The 18,517-nt window shown below is 71.7% G+C and carries 16 protein-coding genes; 5 read left to right on the plus strand and 11 right to left on the minus strand.

From position 1 onward, the window contains the following. Nucleotides 1-25: 25 nt before the first annotated feature. Entirely contained in the window at nucleotides 26-898 is an 873-nt protein-coding gene (locus ACQ860_RS02060; protein ID WP_431301748.1) for a 3-keto-5-aminohexanoate cleavage protein, read from the plus strand. Nucleotides 899-904: 6 nt separating this feature from the next. On the opposite strand, the gene ACQ860_RS02065 is transcribed toward ACQ860_RS02060, so the two are convergent. The 8 genes from ACQ860_RS02065 to ACQ860_RS02100 form a co-directional block, all read right to left on the minus strand. Then, on the minus strand, nucleotides 905-2,044 hold the full coding sequence (locus ACQ860_RS02065; RefSeq protein ID WP_431301749.1) for a benzoate/H(+) symporter BenE family transporter: 1,140 nt from the start codon (nucleotides 2,042-2,044) through the stop codon (nucleotides 905-907). 5 nt (nucleotides 2,045-2,049) lie between these two features. Continuing rightward, entirely contained in the window at nucleotides 2,050-4,335 is a 2,286-nt protein-coding gene (locus tag ACQ860_RS02070) for a penicillin acylase family protein (RefSeq protein ID WP_431301750.1), read from the minus strand. Nucleotide 4,336: 1 nt separating this feature from the next. Further along, the gene (locus tag ACQ860_RS02075; protein WP_431301751.1) at nucleotides 4,337-5,314 is read right to left on the minus strand and encodes a Bug family tripartite tricarboxylate transporter substrate binding protein; all 978 of its coding nucleotides are present in this window, start codon (nucleotides 5,312-5,314) and stop codon (nucleotides 4,337-4,339) included. Nucleotides 5,315-5,334: 20 nt separating this feature from the next. Beyond that, nucleotides 5,335-6,546: a M20/M25/M40 family metallo-hydrolase gene (locus tag ACQ860_RS02080; RefSeq protein WP_431301752.1), complete on the minus strand. Its 1,212-nt coding sequence runs from the start codon at nucleotides 6,544-6,546 to the stop codon at nucleotides 5,335-5,337. 2 nt (nucleotides 6,547-6,548) lie between these two features. Further along, nucleotides 6,549-7,961 (minus strand): amidohydrolase family protein, encoded by a 1,413-nt coding sequence (locus ACQ860_RS02085; RefSeq protein ID WP_431301753.1) that lies wholly within the window; start codon nucleotides 7,959-7,961, stop codon nucleotides 6,549-6,551. After that, on the minus strand, nucleotides 7,962-8,930 hold the full coding sequence (locus ACQ860_RS02090; protein WP_431301754.1) for a D-2-hydroxyacid dehydrogenase: 969 nt from the start codon (nucleotides 8,928-8,930) through the stop codon (nucleotides 7,962-7,964). Further along, nucleotides 8,927-9,964: an alpha/beta hydrolase gene (locus ACQ860_RS02095; RefSeq protein WP_431301755.1), complete on the minus strand. Its 1,038-nt coding sequence runs from the start codon at nucleotides 9,962-9,964 to the stop codon at nucleotides 8,927-8,929. Before ACQ860_RS02095 ends, ACQ860_RS02090 begins: the two co-directional genes overlap by 4 nt. A gap of 63 nt (nucleotides 9,965-10,027) precedes the next feature. Then, nucleotides 10,028-11,104, minus strand: coding sequence for a trypsin-like peptidase domain-containing protein (locus tag ACQ860_RS02100; protein ID WP_431301756.1), 1,077 nt, complete (start codon nucleotides 11,102-11,104; stop codon nucleotides 10,028-10,030). 85 nt (nucleotides 11,105-11,189) lie between these two features. Here ACQ860_RS02100 and ACQ860_RS02105 point away from each other — a divergent pair, with 85 nt between their 5' ends. The 4 genes from ACQ860_RS02105 to ACQ860_RS02120 are packed head-to-tail and all read left to right on the plus strand — an operon-like array spanning nucleotide 11,190 to nucleotide 14,322. Beyond that, on the plus strand, nucleotides 11,190-13,544 hold the full coding sequence (locus ACQ860_RS02105) for a heavy metal translocating P-type ATPase (RefSeq protein WP_431301757.1): 2,355 nt from the start codon (nucleotides 11,190-11,192) through the stop codon (nucleotides 13,542-13,544). Beyond that, the gene (locus tag ACQ860_RS02110; RefSeq protein ID WP_431301758.1) at nucleotides 13,541-13,942 is read left to right on the plus strand and encodes a MerR family transcriptional regulator; all 402 of its coding nucleotides are present in this window, start codon (nucleotides 13,541-13,543) and stop codon (nucleotides 13,940-13,942) included. Before ACQ860_RS02105 ends, ACQ860_RS02110 begins: the two co-directional genes overlap by 4 nt. Before the next feature lie 7 nt (nucleotides 13,943-13,949). Further along, complete coding sequence (locus tag ACQ860_RS02115) at nucleotides 13,950-14,141, plus strand: heavy-metal-associated domain-containing protein (protein WP_431301759.1); 192 nt, start codon at nucleotides 13,950-13,952, stop codon at nucleotides 14,139-14,141. Nucleotides 14,142-14,148: 7 nt separating this feature from the next. Continuing rightward, a complete protein-coding gene (locus tag ACQ860_RS02120; RefSeq protein ID WP_431301760.1) occupies nucleotides 14,149-14,322 on the plus strand; it encodes a hypothetical protein in 174 nt (57 codons plus the stop codon). Between the two features lie 60 nt (nucleotides 14,323-14,382). Here the strand turns inward: ACQ860_RS02120 and ACQ860_RS02125 are convergent, their stop codons facing one another. From ACQ860_RS02125 to ACQ860_RS02135, 3 genes are all read right to left on the minus strand, one after another. Then, nucleotides 14,383-15,177 carry a Bax inhibitor-1/YccA family protein gene (locus ACQ860_RS02125; protein ID WP_431301761.1) on the minus strand — a complete coding sequence of 265 codons (795 nt, stop codon included), beginning with the start codon at nucleotides 15,175-15,177 and terminating at the stop codon, nucleotides 14,383-14,385. A 111-nt stretch (nucleotides 15,178-15,288) separates the two neighbouring features. Continuing rightward, nucleotides 15,289-17,787: an ABC transporter permease gene (locus ACQ860_RS02130; RefSeq protein WP_431301762.1), complete on the minus strand. Its 2,499-nt coding sequence runs from the start codon at nucleotides 17,785-17,787 to the stop codon at nucleotides 15,289-15,291. Continuing rightward, nucleotides 17,784-18,506 (minus strand): ABC transporter ATP-binding protein, encoded by a 723-nt coding sequence (locus ACQ860_RS02135; RefSeq protein ID WP_431301763.1) that lies wholly within the window; start codon nucleotides 18,504-18,506, stop codon nucleotides 17,784-17,786. Before ACQ860_RS02135 ends, ACQ860_RS02130 begins: the two co-directional genes overlap by 4 nt. Nucleotides 18,507-18,517: the final 11 nt, after the last annotated feature.

The raw sequence follows: 18,517 nt of genomic DNA on the forward strand, positions 1-18,517 counted from the left end.
GCGCCGTTCGCTGGAGGATGCGCCCATGAGCCGACCCGTCATCATCACCGCCGCCCTGACCGGAGGTGCCGACAGCACCGGCGCCTCGCCGCATGTGCCGATCACGCCCGCGCAGATCGCGGCCGAGGCGCTGGCCGCGCGCGCGGCAGGGGCGGCCATCGTCCATATCCACGTCCGCAACCCCGAGACGGGAAAGCCCTCGCGCGAGGTCGCGCTTTACCGCGAGACGGTGAGCCGCATCCGCGATGCGGGCAGCGACGTGCTGATCAACCTGACCACCGGCCCCGGCGCCAGCTTCGCCCCGGGCGAGGACCCGAACGTCAACGCCCGCCCGCGCGGCATGGCCACACCCGAGGAGCGCGTGGCGCATGTGCTGGAGCTGAAGCCCGACATCTGCTCACTCGATGTGGCGACGATGAATTTCGGGCCGATGGCCTTCGTGAACACGCCCGCGCACCTGGCCGCCATGGCGCAGATGATCCGCGCGGCCGGCGTGAAGCCGGAGCTGGAGGTCTTCGACCTCGGCCATGCGGCGCTGGCGGCCGACATGGTGAAGCGCGGGCTGTTCGAGGCGCCGCCCTGGTTCCAGCTCTGCCTCGGCATCGCCTGGGGCGCGCCGGCGACGACGGAGGCGATGGTGGCGCTGAAGCAGATGGTGCCGCCAGCCGGAATCTGGTCCGCCTTCGGGATCAGCCGCGCGCAATTCCCGATGGTGGCGCAGGCGGTGATCCTGGGCGGGCATGTGCGCGTGGGGCTGGAGGATAATCTCTACCTGGCGCGCGGCGTCCTGGCCGAGGGGAATGCGCCCCTGGTGGCGCGCGCGAAGCGCATCGTGGAGGAACTGGGCGAGCAAGCGGCCACGCCCGCGGAGGCGCGGGCGATCCTGCACGGCGCCTGACGCGCGTCACCGGGGGCGCAGCAGCCACATCAGCGCGCCACCCGCCACCAGCCCCCAAAAGGCCGCGCCGATGCCAGCCACGCTGAGGCCGGAGGCGGAGACGACGAAGGTCACGATCGCGGGCACGCGCAGCGGCTCCGACGACATGGAGGATGTCAGCGCGCCGGCCAGCGAGGCCAGCAAGGCGAGGCCTGCCACCGCCTGGATCAGCAGCGGCGGTGCGGCGGCCACCACGGCGGCGGCGACGCCAGCCACCATCGCGAAGCCCAGATAGCCAAGGCTCGCGACCAGGCCCGCCACCCAGCGGCGCTTCGGCTCCGGGTGCGACTCCGGCCCGGCGCAGAGCGCCGCCGTGATGGCGGCGAGGTTCACCAATTGCCCGCCGAAGAAGGCGCCGAGGAAGCTGCCGCCGCCGGTCGCGAGGAAGACCGGCCGCATCTCGGGCTTGTAGCCATTGGCCTGCAGCACCGCGTAGCCGGGCAGGTTCTGTGACGCCATGGTGACGAGGAAAAGCGGCAGCGCGATGCCCACCATCGCCCCCCATTCGAAGCTGGGTGTCACCGACACCAGACGAGGGGCCTCCCAGGCCCCCGCGCCGGGCAGGCCAGGGCCCAGCAGCAGGGCCGCGACGGCCACCACCACCGCCGCCGGCACGGCCCAGAGGCGATTCAGCTTCAGCATCACCGCCCAAGCCAGCACCACGGGGAGGGCGAGCCAGGGCAGGGCACCCACCGCGCGCACCGGCGCGAGGCAGAGGTCGAGCAGCACGCCGGCCAGCATGGCGGCTGCGATCGGCGGCGGGATGCGTTCCACCGCCCGTGCGAAGGGCCGCCACAGCCCCGCCGCCACCAGGAGCAGGGACGCCGCGAGAAAGGCACCGACCGCGGCGGAAAAGCCGCCCGCCGGCGCCCCGGTCGTCGCCAGCAGCGCCGCCCCCGGGGTGGACCAGGCGATGGAGACCGGCATGCGCCAGATGATGGAAAAGCCCGCCCCCAGCACGCCCATCAGGACGCAGAGCATGATGAGGCCCGAGGCAGCCTGCTCGGGCGTGGCACCCATTGCGGTGAATCCCGCCAGCACCACGGCGAAGGAGGAGGCGAAGCCGACAAAGGCGGCCAGCAGGCCCAGCAGGACGGGTTGCAGCATAAGACCTACGGCGAGAGACGGATGGTGGCGGTGACCAGCGCGGCCTCTCGGCCCAGGCGCAGCATGCCGCCCGCGCGCCAGGTCTCCAGCAGATCGCCCCAATGACGGGAGAGCGGGTGGCCGGACTGGCCGGTGGCGATGATCGCGAAGCTGGCGTCCGGCGCGCCGAGATCGGCCACGAAGCGCAGCCCGGCGCCGTGCATGGCCTGATAGGGCTCGGCGCCGCCGGCGCGGATGGATTGGCGCTGCACCGTCTCGCCATCGCCGCCCACCGGCACGCCGAGGCCGATGAGGCCGTTCACGCCGGGCACGAACCGGAGCAGAGGGTGTTCAAAGCGCGCCTGATGCGCCTGGCCCCAGCGCCATTGCGCGGGGTCCGGACCGAAGGCGGCACCGAGCTCGGCCACGGCTTCCGCCAGCGCCAGGGCCGCCATGGCGCGGCAATCGCCCCCGCACCACCAGCCGGCCTCGGGCGCGGTCAGCAGGAAGCGCAGGAATTCCGGCGTGCCGCGCGCCTCGGGCACGCGGGCCTGTCGCAGGGCGAGGGCGGGCATGCGCCGCGCGAAGGCGTTCCAGATGAGCGGCTGCGGCAGGCCCGGCGCCATCTCGCCCTCCCAATCCGCCAGCAGCGCCTGCGCCTGGCCGAGCGGGCCCGTGCCGCGCGGCAGCGAGTTCAGGAAGGGCAGGCTCTCCCGCGCGAGGAGCGAGAGCGTGTCCATCTGGATCGCGGCGAATTCGGCCGGGCCCTTCACCGGATCGGCCGCGAGGCGCTCATGGATCCGGCGGAAGCGCCAATCGCCATACCATTCGCGCGAGAGATGCACGGGGTGCCCTTCCGGGCTCACGCGGTTGTTCGCGTTCACCAGCACGCCGCTCTCGGGGTTCTCCACATGCGGCAATTCATCGAAGGGCACGAAGCCGCGCCACTGCTCGCTCCCTGGCACGGGCAGGCTGCCATCGCCGCTGGCGCGGATCGGCGTGCGGCCGGTGAGGTACATGGCGATGCCGCCCGCGCGGTCCGCCACCATCAGGTTCTGCGGCGGCGAGGCGATGAGTGCGGCCGCCGCCCGCGCCTCGGCGATGTTCCGCGCGCGGTTGAGCATGAGGAAGCCCTGCGCCGAGCTGTCGCCCGGCTCCAGATTGGCCATGCGGACGCTCAGCAGCCGGCCATCCAGCCGCGGCGTCTCGTCCAGGTCCGAGATGACCGGGCCATTGGCCGTCTCCCGCACCACGAGCGTCACGGGCTCTCCGCCGCGCACGCGGATGGTCTCCGTGCGGGTGCGGCGGATATCGGCCGGGGTCTCCAGGAAGACGTCCTGCGTGTCGGAATGGGTGGTGGTGAAGCCCCAGGCGAGCTCGGCATTGCGGCCGATGATGATGAGCGGCGTGCCGGGCGCCGTGGCACCCGAGAGGATGCGCCCATCGGCCAGCTCGATCCGCGCCAGATACCAGAGGATGGGCGCGCCGTAGCCCAGATGCGGATCGGAGGCGAGGAGCGGCGCGCCCGAGGCGCTGCGCGCGCCGGCCACCGCCCAGGCGTTGGAGGCGGAGGCGGGCAGGGGGGCGTCCTGCCCGAAGGCCGGGATCGCCGCCAGGATGCGCTCCATGCCCGCCAGCGCCGCCACATCGGGGCGGCCCGCGCTGCGATCGGAGGGCCAGAGCTCCCAGAGGCGTTCGGGCGAGAGGCGGGTGGCGAGGCGTGCGCGCTCCAGCTCGGCCCGCCAATTGCCCGAGAGCCAGAGGCCCATCACCTTGGCCCAGAGCAGGGAGTGTTGCGGCTGCCAGGGCTCGGGCGGGCCGAGGGCGAGGAATTCCGGCGCCGCGAAGCGCCCGCGCTCCGTGATCCAGGCGTTCACACCCGCCGCATAGGCTTCGAGCAGCCCGCGCGTCTCGGCATCGAGCGCCGCGAAATCGGCCTCGGCCGCCTGCTTCAGCCCCAAGGTGCGGCTGAAGCGGTCGAGCCGCAGCATGGCGCTACCCGCGACCTCGGCCAGGCGCCCTTCGGCGCCGCGCCGCATCATCTCCATCTGGAAGAGGCGGTCCCGCGCATGGAGGTAGCCCATGGCGACGGCCGCATCGCGCTCGCTCGCCGCCTGGATGCGCGGGATGCCGTTCTGGTCCAGCGTGATGCGTGTGGGGGCGGAGAGCGCCTCGACGCGCAACTCCGCCGCATCGGGCGGCAAGGTCCACCAGACCGCGCCGAAGAGGCCAGCGGGCACCGCCAGGAGCAGGAGCAGAAGCCCCAGCAGCAGGCGGCCCAGCAGGCCGGTCTTGCGGCGCCGGCGCGGCATCCTATTCCGGTTCGATCCCGGCGCCGCGGATCATCTCGCCCCAGGCGGCGATCTGCTCGACGACGAAGCGGTTCAACTCCTCCGGCGTGGAGGTGAAGCCATCAAAGCCGAGTTCCGCCATGCGGGTGCGGTATTCCGGGCGCGCGCCGATGCGCTGCATGGCCGCCGAGATGGTCGCCACCACCTCAGGCGGCAGGCGCGCCGGGCCGAAGAGGGCGGCGAAGCTCTGCAGGTCGAAGCCGGTCAGCCCCACTTCGTCCAGCGTCGGGACGTCGGGGATCAGGGCGGAGCGGCGCTTGTTGGTCTGGCCCAGCGCGCGCAGCCGCCCGTCGCGCACATGGCCGAGCGTGGGTGTCAGGTCCACCACGATGGAGGTGACGCGGCCCGCCAGCACATCGGTCAGCGCGGGCGGCGTGGAGCGGTAGGGCACATGCAGCATCTCGACGCCCGCGAGGCGCGCGATGGTCGCCCCGGCCACGATGCCGGTGCCGTTGCCCGAAGCGTAGCTGATCTGGCCGGGCCGGGCGCGGGCGAGGGCGATGAACTCCTGGAAGTTGCGCGCCGGAACATCGGCGCCGACCGTCAGCCAGAAGACGTATTGGCCGAGCCGCGAGATGGGCGTGAAATCCGCGATGGGGTCATAGTCCAGCCGCTTCAGCAGCCAGGAATTGGCGCCATGCGTCGTGTTGGTGGTGACGAAGAGCGTGTGGCCATCGGGTGCGGCGCGCATCGCCGCCGCCGCCGCGATGGTGCCATTGGCACCTGCGCGGTTGTCCACCGTGATGCTCACGCCGAGTTCGGCCCCCAGCATCTGCGCCAGCACGCGCGCCACGGCATCCGTGCCCGAGCCGGCCGCGAAGGGCAGGATGAAGGTGATGGGGCGCGTCGGCCGCCATTCGATCTGTGCCCCGGCAAGCGAGGGAGTGAGGGCAGGGGCCGCGAGGCTCGCGGCGAGAAGGCTTCGGCGTTGCAGGGTCATGTGTTCCTCCCGGGTGGCGGTTATTCCGCCATCTCCATCTCTGCGATCGCGAGGATGGTGGCGAGGCTCGCGCGCATCCCGCGCAGCGAGGCCTCGATCTCCACGTCGATCCATTCCTCCAGCGAATGCGCCCGCCCGCCCGTACCGCCCGAACCGATGCGCAAGGCGGGGATGCCCAGGCTCATCGGGATGTTGGCGTCGGTGGAGGACCATTCGAAACTCGGCGCATAGCCCTCGGCCGCGACGGCGGCCGAAGCCAGGCGCGCGACGGGCGAGCCATTGGGCGTATGCCCGGCCGGACGGTCGCCCACGGGCACGAGTTCGACCGTGATCTCACCCTGGCGCGCGGCGTTCTCAGCGGCGACGGCGGCCTGCACGCCGGCCAGGAACTGCTCCTCCAGGCGTGCCAGCTGCTCCGCGCTGGCGGAGCGGAGGTCCACCTCCATCGTCACCGTCTCGGGGATGGCGTTGATCGAGGTGCCGCCCGAGACCACGCTCACGCAATGCGTCGTCACCGGCTCGCGCGGAACCTGGATGGCGGCGAGCGCACGGGCGGCATCGGCCATGGCATACATCGGGTTGACCATGCCGAAGGCGGCGTAGCTGTGCCCGCCAGGCCCGCGGAAGGTGACGCGGTAGCGGCGCGAGCCGATGCCGCCCGTGACGATGCGGTCCACATCGGGGCTGTCCACCGTCAGGAAGGCACGGATGCGCTCGCGCTTCGGGTGATGGGCAAACAGGTGCCGGATGCCGCGCAGGTCGCCGAGGCCCTCCTCGCCCACATCGCCGACAAAGAGGATGTCATGCCGCGTGCGCAGCCCCGCCGCATCCATGGCGCGCAGGAAGGCGAGGTTCACGGCCAGGCTGCGCGTGTCGTCGCCCACGCCCGGCGCGAAGAGCTTCGTGCCCTCGCGCCGCACGCGCACATCGGTGCCGGCGGGAAAGACGGTGTCGAGATGGGCGGCGACGACCAGGATGTCGCCATTGCCGAAGCCACGGCGCAGGCCCATCACATTGCCCACCTCGTCCTGCGTGCATTCCTCCAGGCCGTGGGCGCGCAGCATGTCGAGATAGGCGCTCGCGCGCTTCTCCTCGGCGAAGGGTGGGGCGGGGATTTCGGTGAGGGTGATGATGTCGGCGACGGTGCGCTCATGCTCGGCGCGCATCACCTCGCAGGCCTTCCGGTAGCCGGCATGGGCGCGGATGGCGGCAATGGTCTGGTCTGTCGTCATGCTCAATGCACTCGTGCCCCCGGAACTCGAACCCCATCGCGCTGCGCCGCGAGCCTGGCCGGGATGGCGCCCCGCCGCGCGGCTTCCGCCCACACCGCCTCGATGGCGGCACGTCCGCGCTGGACGATGGCCGCCGCATCGCCGCGCAGGAACTGCCGGCCCCGCACGCGCGGCACGCCGGCGGTGATGACCGTATCCGCGTCGCTCCCCTGGCCATTGGTCAGCAGCGCGCGCAACGGATTCCAGACCGGTTGGTAGCGCGGGCGGGAGAGGTCGAAGATCACGACATCCGCCCGCGAGCCCGGCGTGAGGCGCCCGAGATCCGGCCGACGCAAGGCATCCGCTGCATCGCGCGTGGCCGCCGTCAGCAGCCGCTCCGCGCTGCCCAGGCCCGCGATGCCCGATTGCGTCTTGGCCAGCACGGCGGCGGCGCGCAGCTCATCCACCATGTCGAGTGTCACGCCATCCGTGCCGATGCCGAGCCGCACGCCCGATTGCAGGAAGCGCGCCAGCGGCACGCCGCGCCCCGAGCGCGCGAAGCCGAGCGGGCAGGAGGCGATGGTCGCCCCCGCATCCCGCACCATCTCGATCTCCTCATCCGTCGCGAACATCGCATGGCCCAGGATCACGCCCGGCCGCAGCAGGCCGCAATCGGCGATATGCGCCACGCTCCCCTTGCCATGCGCGGCCTGGACGGCCGCGACCTCCATCGGGTTCTGCGCGCAATGGATGGAGACGATGGCGCCCAGCTCCCGCGCCGCCGCGTCAATGCGCCGCAACAGCGCGGGCGAGTTGCTGTCCGGCCCATGCGGCCCGAAACCGATGGAAGCGAGCCCGTCCGGCCCCTGGTGCCGTTCGGCATGCAGGCGCATGACGAAATCGAAGCTCGCTTCGCTCGCATCGGCGCCGCGCCAGACCGGCTGGCCAGCCTCGTCCATGGCGAGGTTGGGCTGGGTGAACAGGTAGGGGCAGGACCAGGTGCGCAGCCCGAGGCCCGTCGCGCGCGGCACGAACTGGTGCTGCTGCGGCCGCCAGATGTCGAGCATCGCCGTCGTGCCCGTCATCAGGCATTCCAGCAGCGCCATCTCCACCGCATCGCCGATCGCGTCGGCCGACATGATCTCGGAGACGAGGTCGCCGAGCGGCATCAGCAGCGAAAACAGGATATGCCCGGGCAGGTCGCCCGGCTGGATATCATCAGCGAGGCCCCGGAACAGCGGGGCCGAAAAGGCGTGGTTGTGCAGGTTGATCAGCCCGGGCGTGAGCAAGCCATCCGGCACCTCGATGCGCTCGGCATCGAGGGAAGGACGTTCGCTCACGACATCGGCGATGCGGTCGCCCTGGATGATCAGATGCGCCCCCTCCCGCAATCCGGTCTCGGCGCACCAGAGCCAGCGGGGGGAGAGGACGATCATTCAGACGACCCGGTTCACCAGGTCGCTGCGGCCGGCCTGGAGGCGCTGGATGTTCTCCATCATCAGGTCGAGCACATTGTCTTCATAGGCGCAGGTCTCGCCTGCCGTGTGCGGCGTGAGGAAGGCATTTGGCAGCGTCCAGAGCGGGCTCTCCGGCGGCAGCGGCTCCGTCGCCATCACGTCGAGGCCGGCGCCGCGGATGGTGCGGTTCCGAAGAGCCTCGATCAGCGCCTCCTCATCGGCCACCTTCCCGCGCGCGCAGTTGATCAGATAGGCCGTGGGCTTCATGGCGGCGAGCGCGGCGCCATTGATCAGCCCCGTCGTCTCCGCCGTCAGCGGGCAGACCAGCACCACGAAATCCGCGCGCGGCAGGATCTGTGGCAGCGCCGATGTGGCATGCACCTCATCGGCGCCCTCCGCACCCGAGGCGGGATTGGCACGCACGCCGATCACGGTCATGTCCAGCGCCTTGAGCACGCGGATCACCCGCTTGCCGATCGCGCCCATCCCGATGACCACGGCCGTCTTGCCGTTCAGCTCATCCTCGCGCTGCGTGAAATCGCCCTTCATGCCGGACCAGAATTTCTTGTGCTGGTCGTCCCGCGCGATGAAGAGCTTGCGCGTGATGCCGAGCATGAGGCTCACCGCATGCTCGCTGACGGCCGCCGCATTGCCGCCCGCGGCGGAGGCGAGCGCGATGCCGTGCTCCTTGAAGGTCGGCCGGTCATACTGGTCCGTCCCGGCGGAGAGCGACTGCACGAACTTCAGCCGCTTGGTGAGCGCGGGCAGCGTGTTGCGCCAGAAGCCGCTGACCACCAGCACATCGGCCTCGGGGATGCGGGCCTGGAGCTCGTCCAGGCTGCGCACCTCGAAATGCGGATAGGGCGCGCCGCGCGCGACGAAGCGGTCAGCGCAGCGATAGGCCACATGGGCGAAGCAGATGGTGGGATTGGACGGAAAAGAGCTCACGCTGCGGCTTCCTCAAGAAAGACCTGAACGGCCTGGAACAGGGCACCCCGGTTGCGCTCCATCCACATGCCATGCGTGCCTTCGCCCAGCAGGACGAGGCGCTTGCCGGGCGAGGCGGTGAGCAGCGGGAACAGGGTCTGCGCCATGTAGGGCGGCGTGTCCTGGTCCCACTCGCCAAGGACGAGCAGGGTGGGCGCGGTGATCTTCGCGGGGTCGTAATAGGGGCGCCCGGCGGACCAGTATTCGCGGCCATCGGCGACGACGCCATTGGGCGCGCGCAGCGCCGGCGGGTTGCGGCGCAGCCCCTCGGGGTCGGTCGCCCAGGTGACGCCGGCCCAATGCTCGAACCAGCCCGGCGGCACGAGGCTGGCGCGATGCGCCTCCGGCACGCCGGCGCCGCGCCGCGCGCGGGCCTGCTCCTGCGTGACGAAGCGATAGGCGCCGATGGTCCCGCCCTGGTCCACGAGGGAGGGCGTCTGCCGGTTCCAGATCGGCGCGTAGAGCACGAGGCGCTCCACCACGGCGGGATTGTCGGCGGCGAAGCGCCCCATGAGGGCGGTACCCCAGGAATAGCCGAGATGCACGCATTTCGGGATGGAGCGGCGGCCGCGCACGAAGGCGGAGACGCTCATGATGTCGGCCACCGCCGTCGTGCCGCGCACCAGCGGCGGATTGGCCTCGGGCGGCTGGGACATCTCGGGCGGGCGGGTGCTGCGGCCATAGCCGCGAATGTCCATGCACCAGACGTCGAAGCCCCGGCCCGCGATGTAGTCCATCCAGGAGAGGCCGCCGAGCGGCAGGTCGAAGGCGGTGTGCGCGGGATAGGTCGCGCCATGCACCATGATCAGCGTCCGGCCGGGCGAGAAGCTCGTCATGCTCTCGGGGCGCTTGTTCCGGACGAAGAGCTCTATGCCGGCATCGCCCGCCGGCACCATGAACTCCTCGGTGATGATGCGCGGCGCCTGCGCCTGACCCTGGACGGGGATCAGCGGCGCGGCCAGGGCAGGGGCGGCGAGCAGGACGCGGCGTTGCATGCGGAACACTCCCTCAGGGTCATGCAGACACTAGCCAAGCCCGCCGGACTCCGCGAGGGGGCCCTATTTCTCGCAGCGGATGAAGAGCGTGCTGCGATGCGCGATCTCGCCCACATCGGCCGTGGAACGGTCCGGCCCCGCGCTCTCGGCCAGGCGCGGCTCCACGCCGGCGCGCCGCGCGAAGGCCAGCGCCGCCTGGCCCTGGATCGCGAAATTCACGTTCTGCGCGATGTCGCCCGTGCGGCGGCTGACGGCCTGGGCGTTGAGCTTGGAGACGACGACACCCACCACATGGCCCTGCATGTCCACCAGCGGGCCGCCCGAATTGCCGGGCTGCACCTCAGCACTGATCTGGTACTGGTTCGGGTTGTCGCCCAGGCCGCGCAGCCCATTCACCTCGCCCCGCGTGAGCTTGGGGTCGGAGCTGAGAAGCCCGGCCAGCGGGAAGCCATAGGCCACCACGCCCTCGCCGCGCCGCACGGCGGGCGCGCTGCGGAAGGCCAGCGCCGGGCCCACCAGCCCCGGCACGTTGAGCACCGCCACGTCGAGCTGCGCGTCCATCCGCGCGGGCGGTGCGGCGGCCAGCCAGTGGCCCGAGGGCGTGCGGAGCAGGACGCGGTTGCAATTGTCGATGACGTGGTGGTTCGTCATCACGCGCTCATTGGCGATCAGGAAGCCGGTCCCGGTCGAGACCTGGCGCGCCTGCGGATTGGGCTGGGCGAGCGGCGTCTCGCGGCTCGCGGGGGCTGCCATCGGCTGGGGGCGGGCAGGGGCGGGCGCCGCGGGTCGGGCCGCCCGCGCGAGGTCGATGTTGCGGTTCACGCAGATGTCCTGGTCGCGCAGGACAGCTTCGCGCCCGTCGCCGAGCACGAGGCGCAGGTCGAAGCGGCAGCCGGCATCGGCGGCCGGGTTCACGCGGAAGCCCCCCCCCTCGGTCAGCGGCCGGTCGGGGCGCAGCAGGTTGCCGCCCCAGTCGCCCTGGCCGCCCCGCGGGCTGCGGACGGCATAGAGCGCCGTGGCGTCGGCGCCCGTCCTGTTCACCACCCGGAACCCGGAGGGCTCGGCGGCGTTTTGTGCGAGGCTGGGCGTGAGGACGGCCAGCGCCAGGATGGATGCGAGGGGGATGACGGCGATGCGCATGCATCGCGATGTGCCCACCGGTTTGCGCCAGCGCAAGGTCTTCCCCACTTGACCCTGCCACGATGGCAATCGCCACCTCGGAGTCATGATGGACCGCCATACCCCCCTCCCGCGCCTCACCCTGCCCATCGCGGGCATGAGTTGCGCCTCCTGCACCGGCCGCGTCACCCACGCGCTGGAAGCGGTGCCGGGCGTGGCCGGGGTGCAGGTGAACCTCGCGACCGAGTCGGCCGAGGTGCTGGGGACCGCGCCGCTTCCCGCCCTGGACGCCGCCCTGCGCGGCGCGGGCTACGGCCTGCGCGAGCAGGTGGTGGAGCTGCAGGTGACGGGGATGAGCTGCGCCTCCTGCGCCGGCCGGGTGGAGCGCGCGCTGCTGGCCGTGCCCGGCGTGCTGGCGGCGGCCGTGAACCTGGCCAGCGAGCGCGCGACCCTGCAGGTCCTGGCCGGTACGCCCGCCGATTCGCTGGAGGCCGCGCTGGATCGCGCCGGCTACGGCATTGCCGCGCACAGCACCGATGCGCGCTTCCCCCGCGGCACCGTGGAACTCGCCCTTGCCGCGCTGCTGGCCACCCCCTTCCTGGTCGGCATGCTGGGGATGGGTCTGGGCCGGGACTGGATGCCGGGTGGCTGGTGGCAGCTCGCCTTCGCGACACCGCTGCAATTGGTGCTGGGCGCCCGCTTCTATCGCGGCGCGCTGGGCGCGCTGCGGGCACGCACCGGCAACATGGACCTGCTGGTGGCGCTCGGTACCAGCGCCGCCTATGCGCTCTCCGTCTGGCAGCTGCTGGGCGGGCATCACCACCTCTATTTCGAGGGCTCGGCCCTCGTCATCTTCTTCGTGCTGCTGGGCAAGCACCTCGAAGCCCGGGCCAAGCAGGCGACGGCCGGCGCCATCCGCGCGCTGCTCGACCTCAAGCCCCGCACCGCGATGCGCCTGGAGGCGGGGCAGGAGCGGGAGGTTCCGGCCGCGTTGCTGAAGCTGGACGACCTCGTCGTCATCCGCCCGGGCGAGCGCGTGCCCGCCGATGGCGTGGTGGCGGAGGGCGAAGCCGGCCTGGATGAAAGCGCGCTCACCGGCGAGAGTCAGGCCGTGGCCAAGGCGCCTGGCTCCACGCTCTCCACCGGAACGGTGGTGCTGGATGGCCGCCTCGTCATGCGGGTCACGGCGATTGGCGAGGAGACGGTGCTGGCGCGCGTGGCGGCGCTCGTCTCCGCCGCCCAGGCCAGCCGGGCGCCGATCCAGAAGCTGGTGGACCGCATCTCGGCCGTCTTCGTGCCGGTGGTGATCGGCATCGCTCTCCTGGCCTTCGCGGGCTGGTGGATCAGTGGCGCGGGGCTGGAGGCGTCCCTCATGCATGCGGTGGCGGTGCTGGTCATCGCCTGCCCCTGCGCGCTGGGGCTGGCGACGCCCGCCGCCATCATGGCGGGCACCGGGGCGGCCGCACGCGCCGGCATCCTGGTGCGCGACGCCGAGGCGATCGAACGCGCCGCCGGCATCACCCGCGTCGCCTTCGACAAGACCGGCACGCTGACCGAGGGCCGGCCGGTGCTGGCAGGCCTCTATGAGATGGAGCCCGGCACCTTGGGCCTCGCGGCCGCCTTGCAGGCGGGCAGCGAGCACCCGCTGGCGCGTGCCGTCCTCACGGCGCATGGCACGGCCACGGCGCGCGTCACGGGCTTCCGGGCGCTGCCCGGCCGCGGCGTGCAGGGCGAGGTGGCGGGCCGACGCCTCAGCCTGGGCTCGCCCCGCATGCTGGCCGAGGCGGGCGCCACGCCCGACCCGAAGCTCGCCGCGGCGGCCGAGGCGGCCTCCGCCGAGGGCCGTACCCTCGCCTGGCTGCTGGAGGAAGGGCGCGTCCTGGCGCTGCTGGCCTTCGAGGACCAGGTGAAGCCCCGCTCGGCGGAGGCGGTGGCCGGGCTCCAGGCGATGGGCCTTGATGTCACCGTGCTCTCGGGCGACAGCCCGGCGGCGGCCGGCGCGCTCGCCCTGCGCCTTGGTCTCGCCGAGGTCGAGGCCGGGTTGCTGCCGGCCGACAAATCCGCCCGCATCGCCGCATGGCGCGCAGCGGGCGAGCGGGTGGCGATGGTGGGCGACGGCGTCAATGACGCGCCGGCCCTGGCGGCGGCTGATCTCGGGATCGCCATGGGAACGGGCACCGATGCGGCCATGGCGGCCGCGGGCGTCACGCTGTTGCGCGGCGACCCCGCCCTGGTGCCCCAGGCACTCGAGCTGATGCGCCGCACGCGCGGCAAGATCCGGCAGAACCTGTTCTGGGCCTTTGCCTACAACGCCGCGGGCCTGCCGCTCGCGGCCCTGGGTGGATTGTCACCGGCCTTGGCGGGGGCGGCCATGGCGGCCTCCTCGGTCTCGGTGCTGGGAAATGCCATGTTGCTGGCGCGGTGGCGCCCGACGGGAAAACTAAGGGAGAAGACCACATGAACATCGGCGAAGCGGCCGCGGCCAGCGGCGTCAGCGCGAAAATGATCCGCCATTACGAGACGCTCGGGCTGATCACGCCGTTGCGGCGTGCCAACAACTATCGGAGCTACACCGAGCAGAACGTGGCGGTGCTGCGCTTCATCCGCCACGCCCGGGATCTGGCGTTCCCCCTGTCCGAGGTGAAGCGCCTGCTGGCGCTCTGGCAGAATGACGGGCGCCAATCGGCCGAGGTGCGGAAGATCGCGCTCGGCCATGTTGACGCGCTGGAGGAGAAAGCGCGTTCGCTCAAGGCGGTTGCGGATTCGCTGCGCCACCTCGCGCAATCCTGCCAGGGCAATGCCCGGCCCGAATGCCCCATCCTCGACCACATGGAAGGGAAGGTCGATGCCAGTGCTTGAGATGAAGGTGAGTGGCCTGAGCTGCGGCCATTGCGTGCAGACGGTGACCAAGGCCATCCAGGCGCGGGACGCGCATGCGCGCGTGCAGGTGGACCTGGCGGAGGGGCTGGTCAGCGCCGAGACGGCGCTGGACCGCGCCAGCGCGACCCAGGCCATCGAGGGCGCCGGCTACAAGGTGCTGCCCTCCACGCGGGATTGAGCGCGCGGTGAACCGGCTCTGCCTGCCGTTCGCCATCCTGGCGGCGGTTGCGGGCAGCTTGGCCCTGCGCCCATCCGAAGGTGTCACGCTGCCGGTGCCCCCCGTCCTGGCGGTGCCGGGCCATGGCATCGGCCTCATCGTTGCGGTGATCAGCCTCTTCTCCCGGGCTGCCTCGCACTGAACATGAAAAAACCCGGCGGATCGCTCCGCCGGGTTCCTCGTGCTGCGGCTTTGTGCCGGATCAGCCCTGGTTGCGGTTGCCCATGAAGGAGAGCAGCAGCTGGAACAGGTTGATGAAGTTCAGGTAGAGGCCCAGCGCGTCCATCACGCTGCGCTTGCCGGCCTCCTCCGTGCCTTCGGCGTAGGAGTACTCGATGTAGTCGTTCTTGATGCGCTGCGTGTCATAGGCGGTGAGACCGCAGAAGATGATCACGCCGAGCACCGAGATGGCGAAGGCCAGCGCCGAGGAGGCCAGGAAGATGTTGACCAGCGAGGCGAGGATGATGCCGATCAGGCCCATCAGCATGAAGCTGCCCATCTTCGTCAGGTCGCGCTTCGTCGTGTAGCCGATCAGGCTCATCGAGGCGAAGGTGGCCGAGGTGATGAAGAAGGTGCTGGCGATGGAGGCGCCCGTGTAGATCACGAAGATATTCGCCATGCTGGCGCCCATCACGCCGCAGAAGGTCCAGAACAGGGCCTGTGCGGTCGTCTTGCTCATCCGGTTGATGCCGAAGGAGAGGACCAGGATGAAGGCGAGCGGCGCGAACATCGCGACATAGCCGAGGATGGTCGGCGCGGTGGCGAGGCCACGCGGCGTGCGGACGACGGTGTAGAACAGCTCCGACAGGCCGGTGTTGGCCACCGCATAGGCGACGATCGCCGTCACCAGGAGGCCGGAGGCCATCCAGTTGTAGACGCGGAGCATGTAGGCGCGCAGACCGGCGTCGATCGCGGCGGCGTCCACGCCCGCGGTGCGGCCCCAGCCCTGCTGGCCGCCCAGCGGCTGGGTCCAGCGCGATTCGGGTTGCAGTGCCATGAGTTCAGTTCCTCCAGAGGGACGAGATACGGGGACTCCGCCCCGGGATGGATAACATATGGAACTTCTGTAATCAGATTCAACGCAATTCGGAAGTCCCGGCCCGCTTGATCATTCGTTGCGCAGCAGTGGCGCAGGGCGGACCCGCAGCGCCATGGCCGTGCCGGCATAGCCGAAGGCAAGCACCAGCAGCATGCACCCGGCCACCGTCAGCGCCAAGGTGCCGGGCAGGAAGACCCATTCCTGGCGCATGATGCCCACCACCACGCCCCATGCCGCCGCCGTGCCGGCGAGCGCGGCCAGGATGCCCGCGAAGCCGCCCAATACGCCGAATTCGACCAGGAAGGCCCGCAGGATCTGCCCGCGCGTGGCGCCCACCGTCTTGAGGAGGACCGCCTCGCGGATGCGGCGCTGCTGCCCGGCGGCGACGGCGCCCGCCAGCACCAGGGCGCCGGCCAGGAGCGTGATGGAGCCCACGGCCGTCAGTGCCGTCCCGATGCGGCCGAGCAGGATGCCTACCTGTTCCAACGCCTCCCGCACCCGGATGCCCGAGACATTGGGAAGCGCGTCGGTGATGCGGCGCAGCAGGCTCTGGTCCTGCGCGGGGTCGCCCCGCACCGTCGCGATATGGGTATGCGGCGCCGAAGAGAGCAGGCCGGGCGAGGCGATGAGGGTGAAGTTCATGCCGAGCGACCGCCACTCGACGTTCCGCAGATTGGCGATCTTCAGGTCAATGTCGCGGCCCAGCACGTTGACGGTGATGGTGTCGCCCAGCCCGATCCCCCAGCCGCGCGCGAGGTTGGCGTCGAAGGAGACCAGTGTCGGCCCCTCGTAATCCGCGGCCCACCAGGTGCCTTCCACGACACGCGTGCCCGGCGGCGGCGTCGCGCTATAGGTCAGGCCGCGGTCCCCGCGCAGCGCCCAGGCGGTCTCGGGCGTGGCGCGCACCTGCTCGGCCGGCACGCCGTTCACGGCGGAGATGCGGGCGCGCAGGCTGGGCACGCGGCGCACCTCGTCCACGCCGGGCGTCTCCCGCGCCAGGGCGTCGAAGCGGGCCACTTGGTCGGGCTGGATGTCGATGAAGAAGAAATTGGGCGCGCGGGCCGGCATTTCGCTGCCGATGGCCGAGGCCAGGTTGCCCTGGATCTGCGCGATGGCGGCGAGCGTGGTCAGCCCCAGGCCCAGCGCCACCAGCATGATGGGTGTAGGCGCACCCGGCCGGTGCAGGTTGGCGAGGCCGAGTCGCCAGGCGGGGCGCCGGATGCCCGAGAGGGCCCGTGCGCCCGCCATCAGGGCCCAGGCGCCGAGGCGGAACAACAGCATGGCCGCCGCCGCCCCGCCGCAGAAGGCGATGGCGAAGAAGCGCTGCTCGGCCGTGGCGATGACCAGCGTGACGAGCGCCGCCGCCGCGAGCGCATTGGCGAGGCCGACACCCCATCCCGGCCAGAAGCCGCCCGCGCCCAGCACGTCCCGGAACAGCGCCGCCCCCGGGATGCGCCCGGCCCGGCCGAGCGGCCAGAGGGCGAAGGTCAATGCCGTCAGCACACCGTAGAGCGCGGCGAGGGCCAAAGGCGCCGGGTAGAGGCCGATCCGCGCCGGGACGGGCAGGGTGCCGCCCAGCGCCCAGGCAGCCAGAACCGTCAGGCCCCAGCCCACGGCAAGGCCGATGAGGATGCCGAGCGCCGCCAGCGCCAGCACCTGGAACAGGTAGGCCGAGAAGATCGCCGCCGTCGGCGCTCCCATGCAGCGCAGCGTCGCGATGGTGCGGCTGCGCGCGTCCAGCCAGGCGCGCACGCCGGTGGCGACGCCGATGCCGCCCACCAGCAGCGCGGTGAGGCCGGCGAGCGTGAGGAAGGAGGCGGCGCGGTCGAGGAAGCGATTCACCCCCGGCTCGGCCTGGTCCGCGCGCCGGATGCGCCAGGGCGCGCCGGGGAAGGCGGCGCGCAGTTCCTCGCCGAAGGCGCGGGCGGAGACGCCCTCGGGCAGGCGGATGCGATATTCGTGGGTGATCATGCTGCCCGGCTGGGCGAGGCCGGTCGCCGGGAGCTGGTCCAGCGGGATGATGGCGCGCGGGCCGAAGACGGTGGGGGTGGCCACCCGGTCCGGCTCCTCGGTGATGCGGCCGGCGAAACGCAGGCGCGCCTCGCCCAGGCGCACCTCGTCCCCGGGCGAGAGGCCGAGGCGCTCGGCCACCGAGGGCTCGGCCACCAGCATGAGGCCTTGCAGAGCCTGCGCCGGGTCGAGCGTGAGGCTGCCATATAGCGGGTAGCGGCCATCGGCGGCCTTGAGTTCCACCAGCGTGCGCTCGCCATTGGGGGCGATGAGCATGGCGCGCAGCAGCGCGACCTCGCTGATCACCCCGCCGCGCGCGCGCACCCACTCCAGCGCATCGCTGCCGGCGGGCTCGTAGCCCGCGCGGATCTCGAGGTCGCCGCCCAGGATTCGGGCGCCATCGGCCTGCAGCCCGGCATTGATGCCGGCCCGCAGCGTGCCGACGGCGGCGATGGCGGCGACGCCGAGCGCGAGGCAGGCCAGCACGATGCGCAGCCCCTTCACGCCGCCGCGCAACTCACGGCGCGCGAGCTTCAGGCCGAGGGCGAGGTTCCTCATTCGGCGGCGAGCGCCAGGGCGGCGGTGTCGTCGGTGATGCGTCCGTCCTCGATGCGGATCTGCCGCTCGCAGCGCGCGGCCAGCGCCGGGTCATGCGTGATGAGGATCAACGTCGTGCCGTATCTGGCGCGCAGGTCGAAGAGGAGGTCCATCACCGCGAGGCCGGTGGCGCGGTCCAGGTTGCCGGTCGGCTCATCGGCCAGGATCACGCGGGGCAGGGCGACGAAGGCGCGGGCGACGGCGACGCGCTGCTGCTCGCCGCCCGAGAGCTGACCGGGATAGTGGTTGAGCCGGTGCCCGAGGCCGACCGACTTCAGCGCCGCCTCGGCGCGGGTGAAGGCATGCTCGTCGCCGGCGAATTCCAGCGGGATCGCGACGTTTTCCAGCGCCGTCATGGTGGGGACGAGGTGGAAGGACTGGAAGACGATGCCCACCTCCTCGCGCCGGAAGCGGGCCAGCTCATCCTCGCCGAGACGCCCCAGTTCGCGCCCCGCAACCGTCAGATGCCCGCCCGTGGCCCGCTCCAGCCCCGCCAGCAGCATGAGCAGCGAGGTCTTGCCCGAGCCCGAGGGCCCGATGATGCCGACCGCCTCGCCCTCGCCGATCTCGAGGCTCACCCCCTTCAGGATGTTGACCCGGCCGGCCGAGCCCCCCACTTCGAAGGTGAGGTCGCGTGCCGAGATGAGGGGCGTGACAGGGGAATTCAGAGCAGTGTCCATGGGGATCGCAT

The organism is Sediminicoccus sp. BL-A-41-H5 (genome assembly GCF_050632405.1).
Classification (GTDB): domain Bacteria; phylum Pseudomonadota; class Alphaproteobacteria; order Acetobacterales; family Acetobacteraceae; genus Roseococcus.

Coding starts and splice junctions, on each gene's coding strand:
- ACQ860_RS02135 (WP_431301763.1), bottom strand. CDS start 18,506: ATGGACACTGCTCTGAATTCCCCTGTCACGCCCCTCATCTCGGCACGC.
- ACQ860_RS02095 (WP_431301755.1), bottom strand. CDS start 9,964: ATGCAACGCCGCGTCCTGCTCGCCGCCCCTGCCCTGGCCGCGCCGCTG.
- ACQ860_RS02085 (WP_431301753.1), bottom strand. CDS start 7,961: ATGATCGTCCTCTCCCCCCGCTGGCTCTGGTGCGCCGAGACCGGATTG.
- ACQ860_RS02130 (WP_431301762.1), bottom strand. CDS start 17,787: ATGAGGAACCTCGCCCTCGGCCTGAAGCTCGCGCGCCGTGAGTTGCGC.
- ACQ860_RS02075 (WP_431301751.1), bottom strand. CDS start 5,314: ATGACCCTGCAACGCCGAAGCCTTCTCGCCGCGAGCCTCGCGGCCCCT.
- ACQ860_RS02125 (WP_431301761.1), bottom strand. CDS start 15,177: ATGGCACTGCAACCCGAATCGCGCTGGACCCAGCCGCTGGGCGGCCAG.
- ACQ860_RS02100 (WP_431301756.1), bottom strand. CDS start 11,104: ATGCGCATCGCCGTCATCCCCCTCGCATCCATCCTGGCGCTGGCCGTC.
- ACQ860_RS02060 (WP_431301748.1), top strand. CDS start 26: ATGAGCCGACCCGTCATCATCACCGCCGCCCTGACCGGAGGTGCCGAC.
- ACQ860_RS02070 (WP_431301750.1), bottom strand. CDS start 4,335: ATGCCGCGCCGGCGCCGCAAGACCGGCCTGCTGGGCCGCCTGCTGCTG.
- ACQ860_RS02110 (WP_431301758.1), top strand. CDS start 13,541: ATGAACATCGGCGAAGCGGCCGCGGCCAGCGGCGTCAGCGCGAAAATG.
- ACQ860_RS02105 (WP_431301757.1), top strand. CDS start 11,190: ATGATGGACCGCCATACCCCCCTCCCGCGCCTCACCCTGCCCATCGCG.
- ACQ860_RS02080 (WP_431301752.1), bottom strand. CDS start 6,546: ATGACGACAGACCAGACCATTGCCGCCATCCGCGCCCATGCCGGCTAC.
- ACQ860_RS02065 (WP_431301749.1), bottom strand. CDS start 2,044: ATGCTGCAACCCGTCCTGCTGGGCCTGCTGGCCGCCTTTGTCGGCTTC.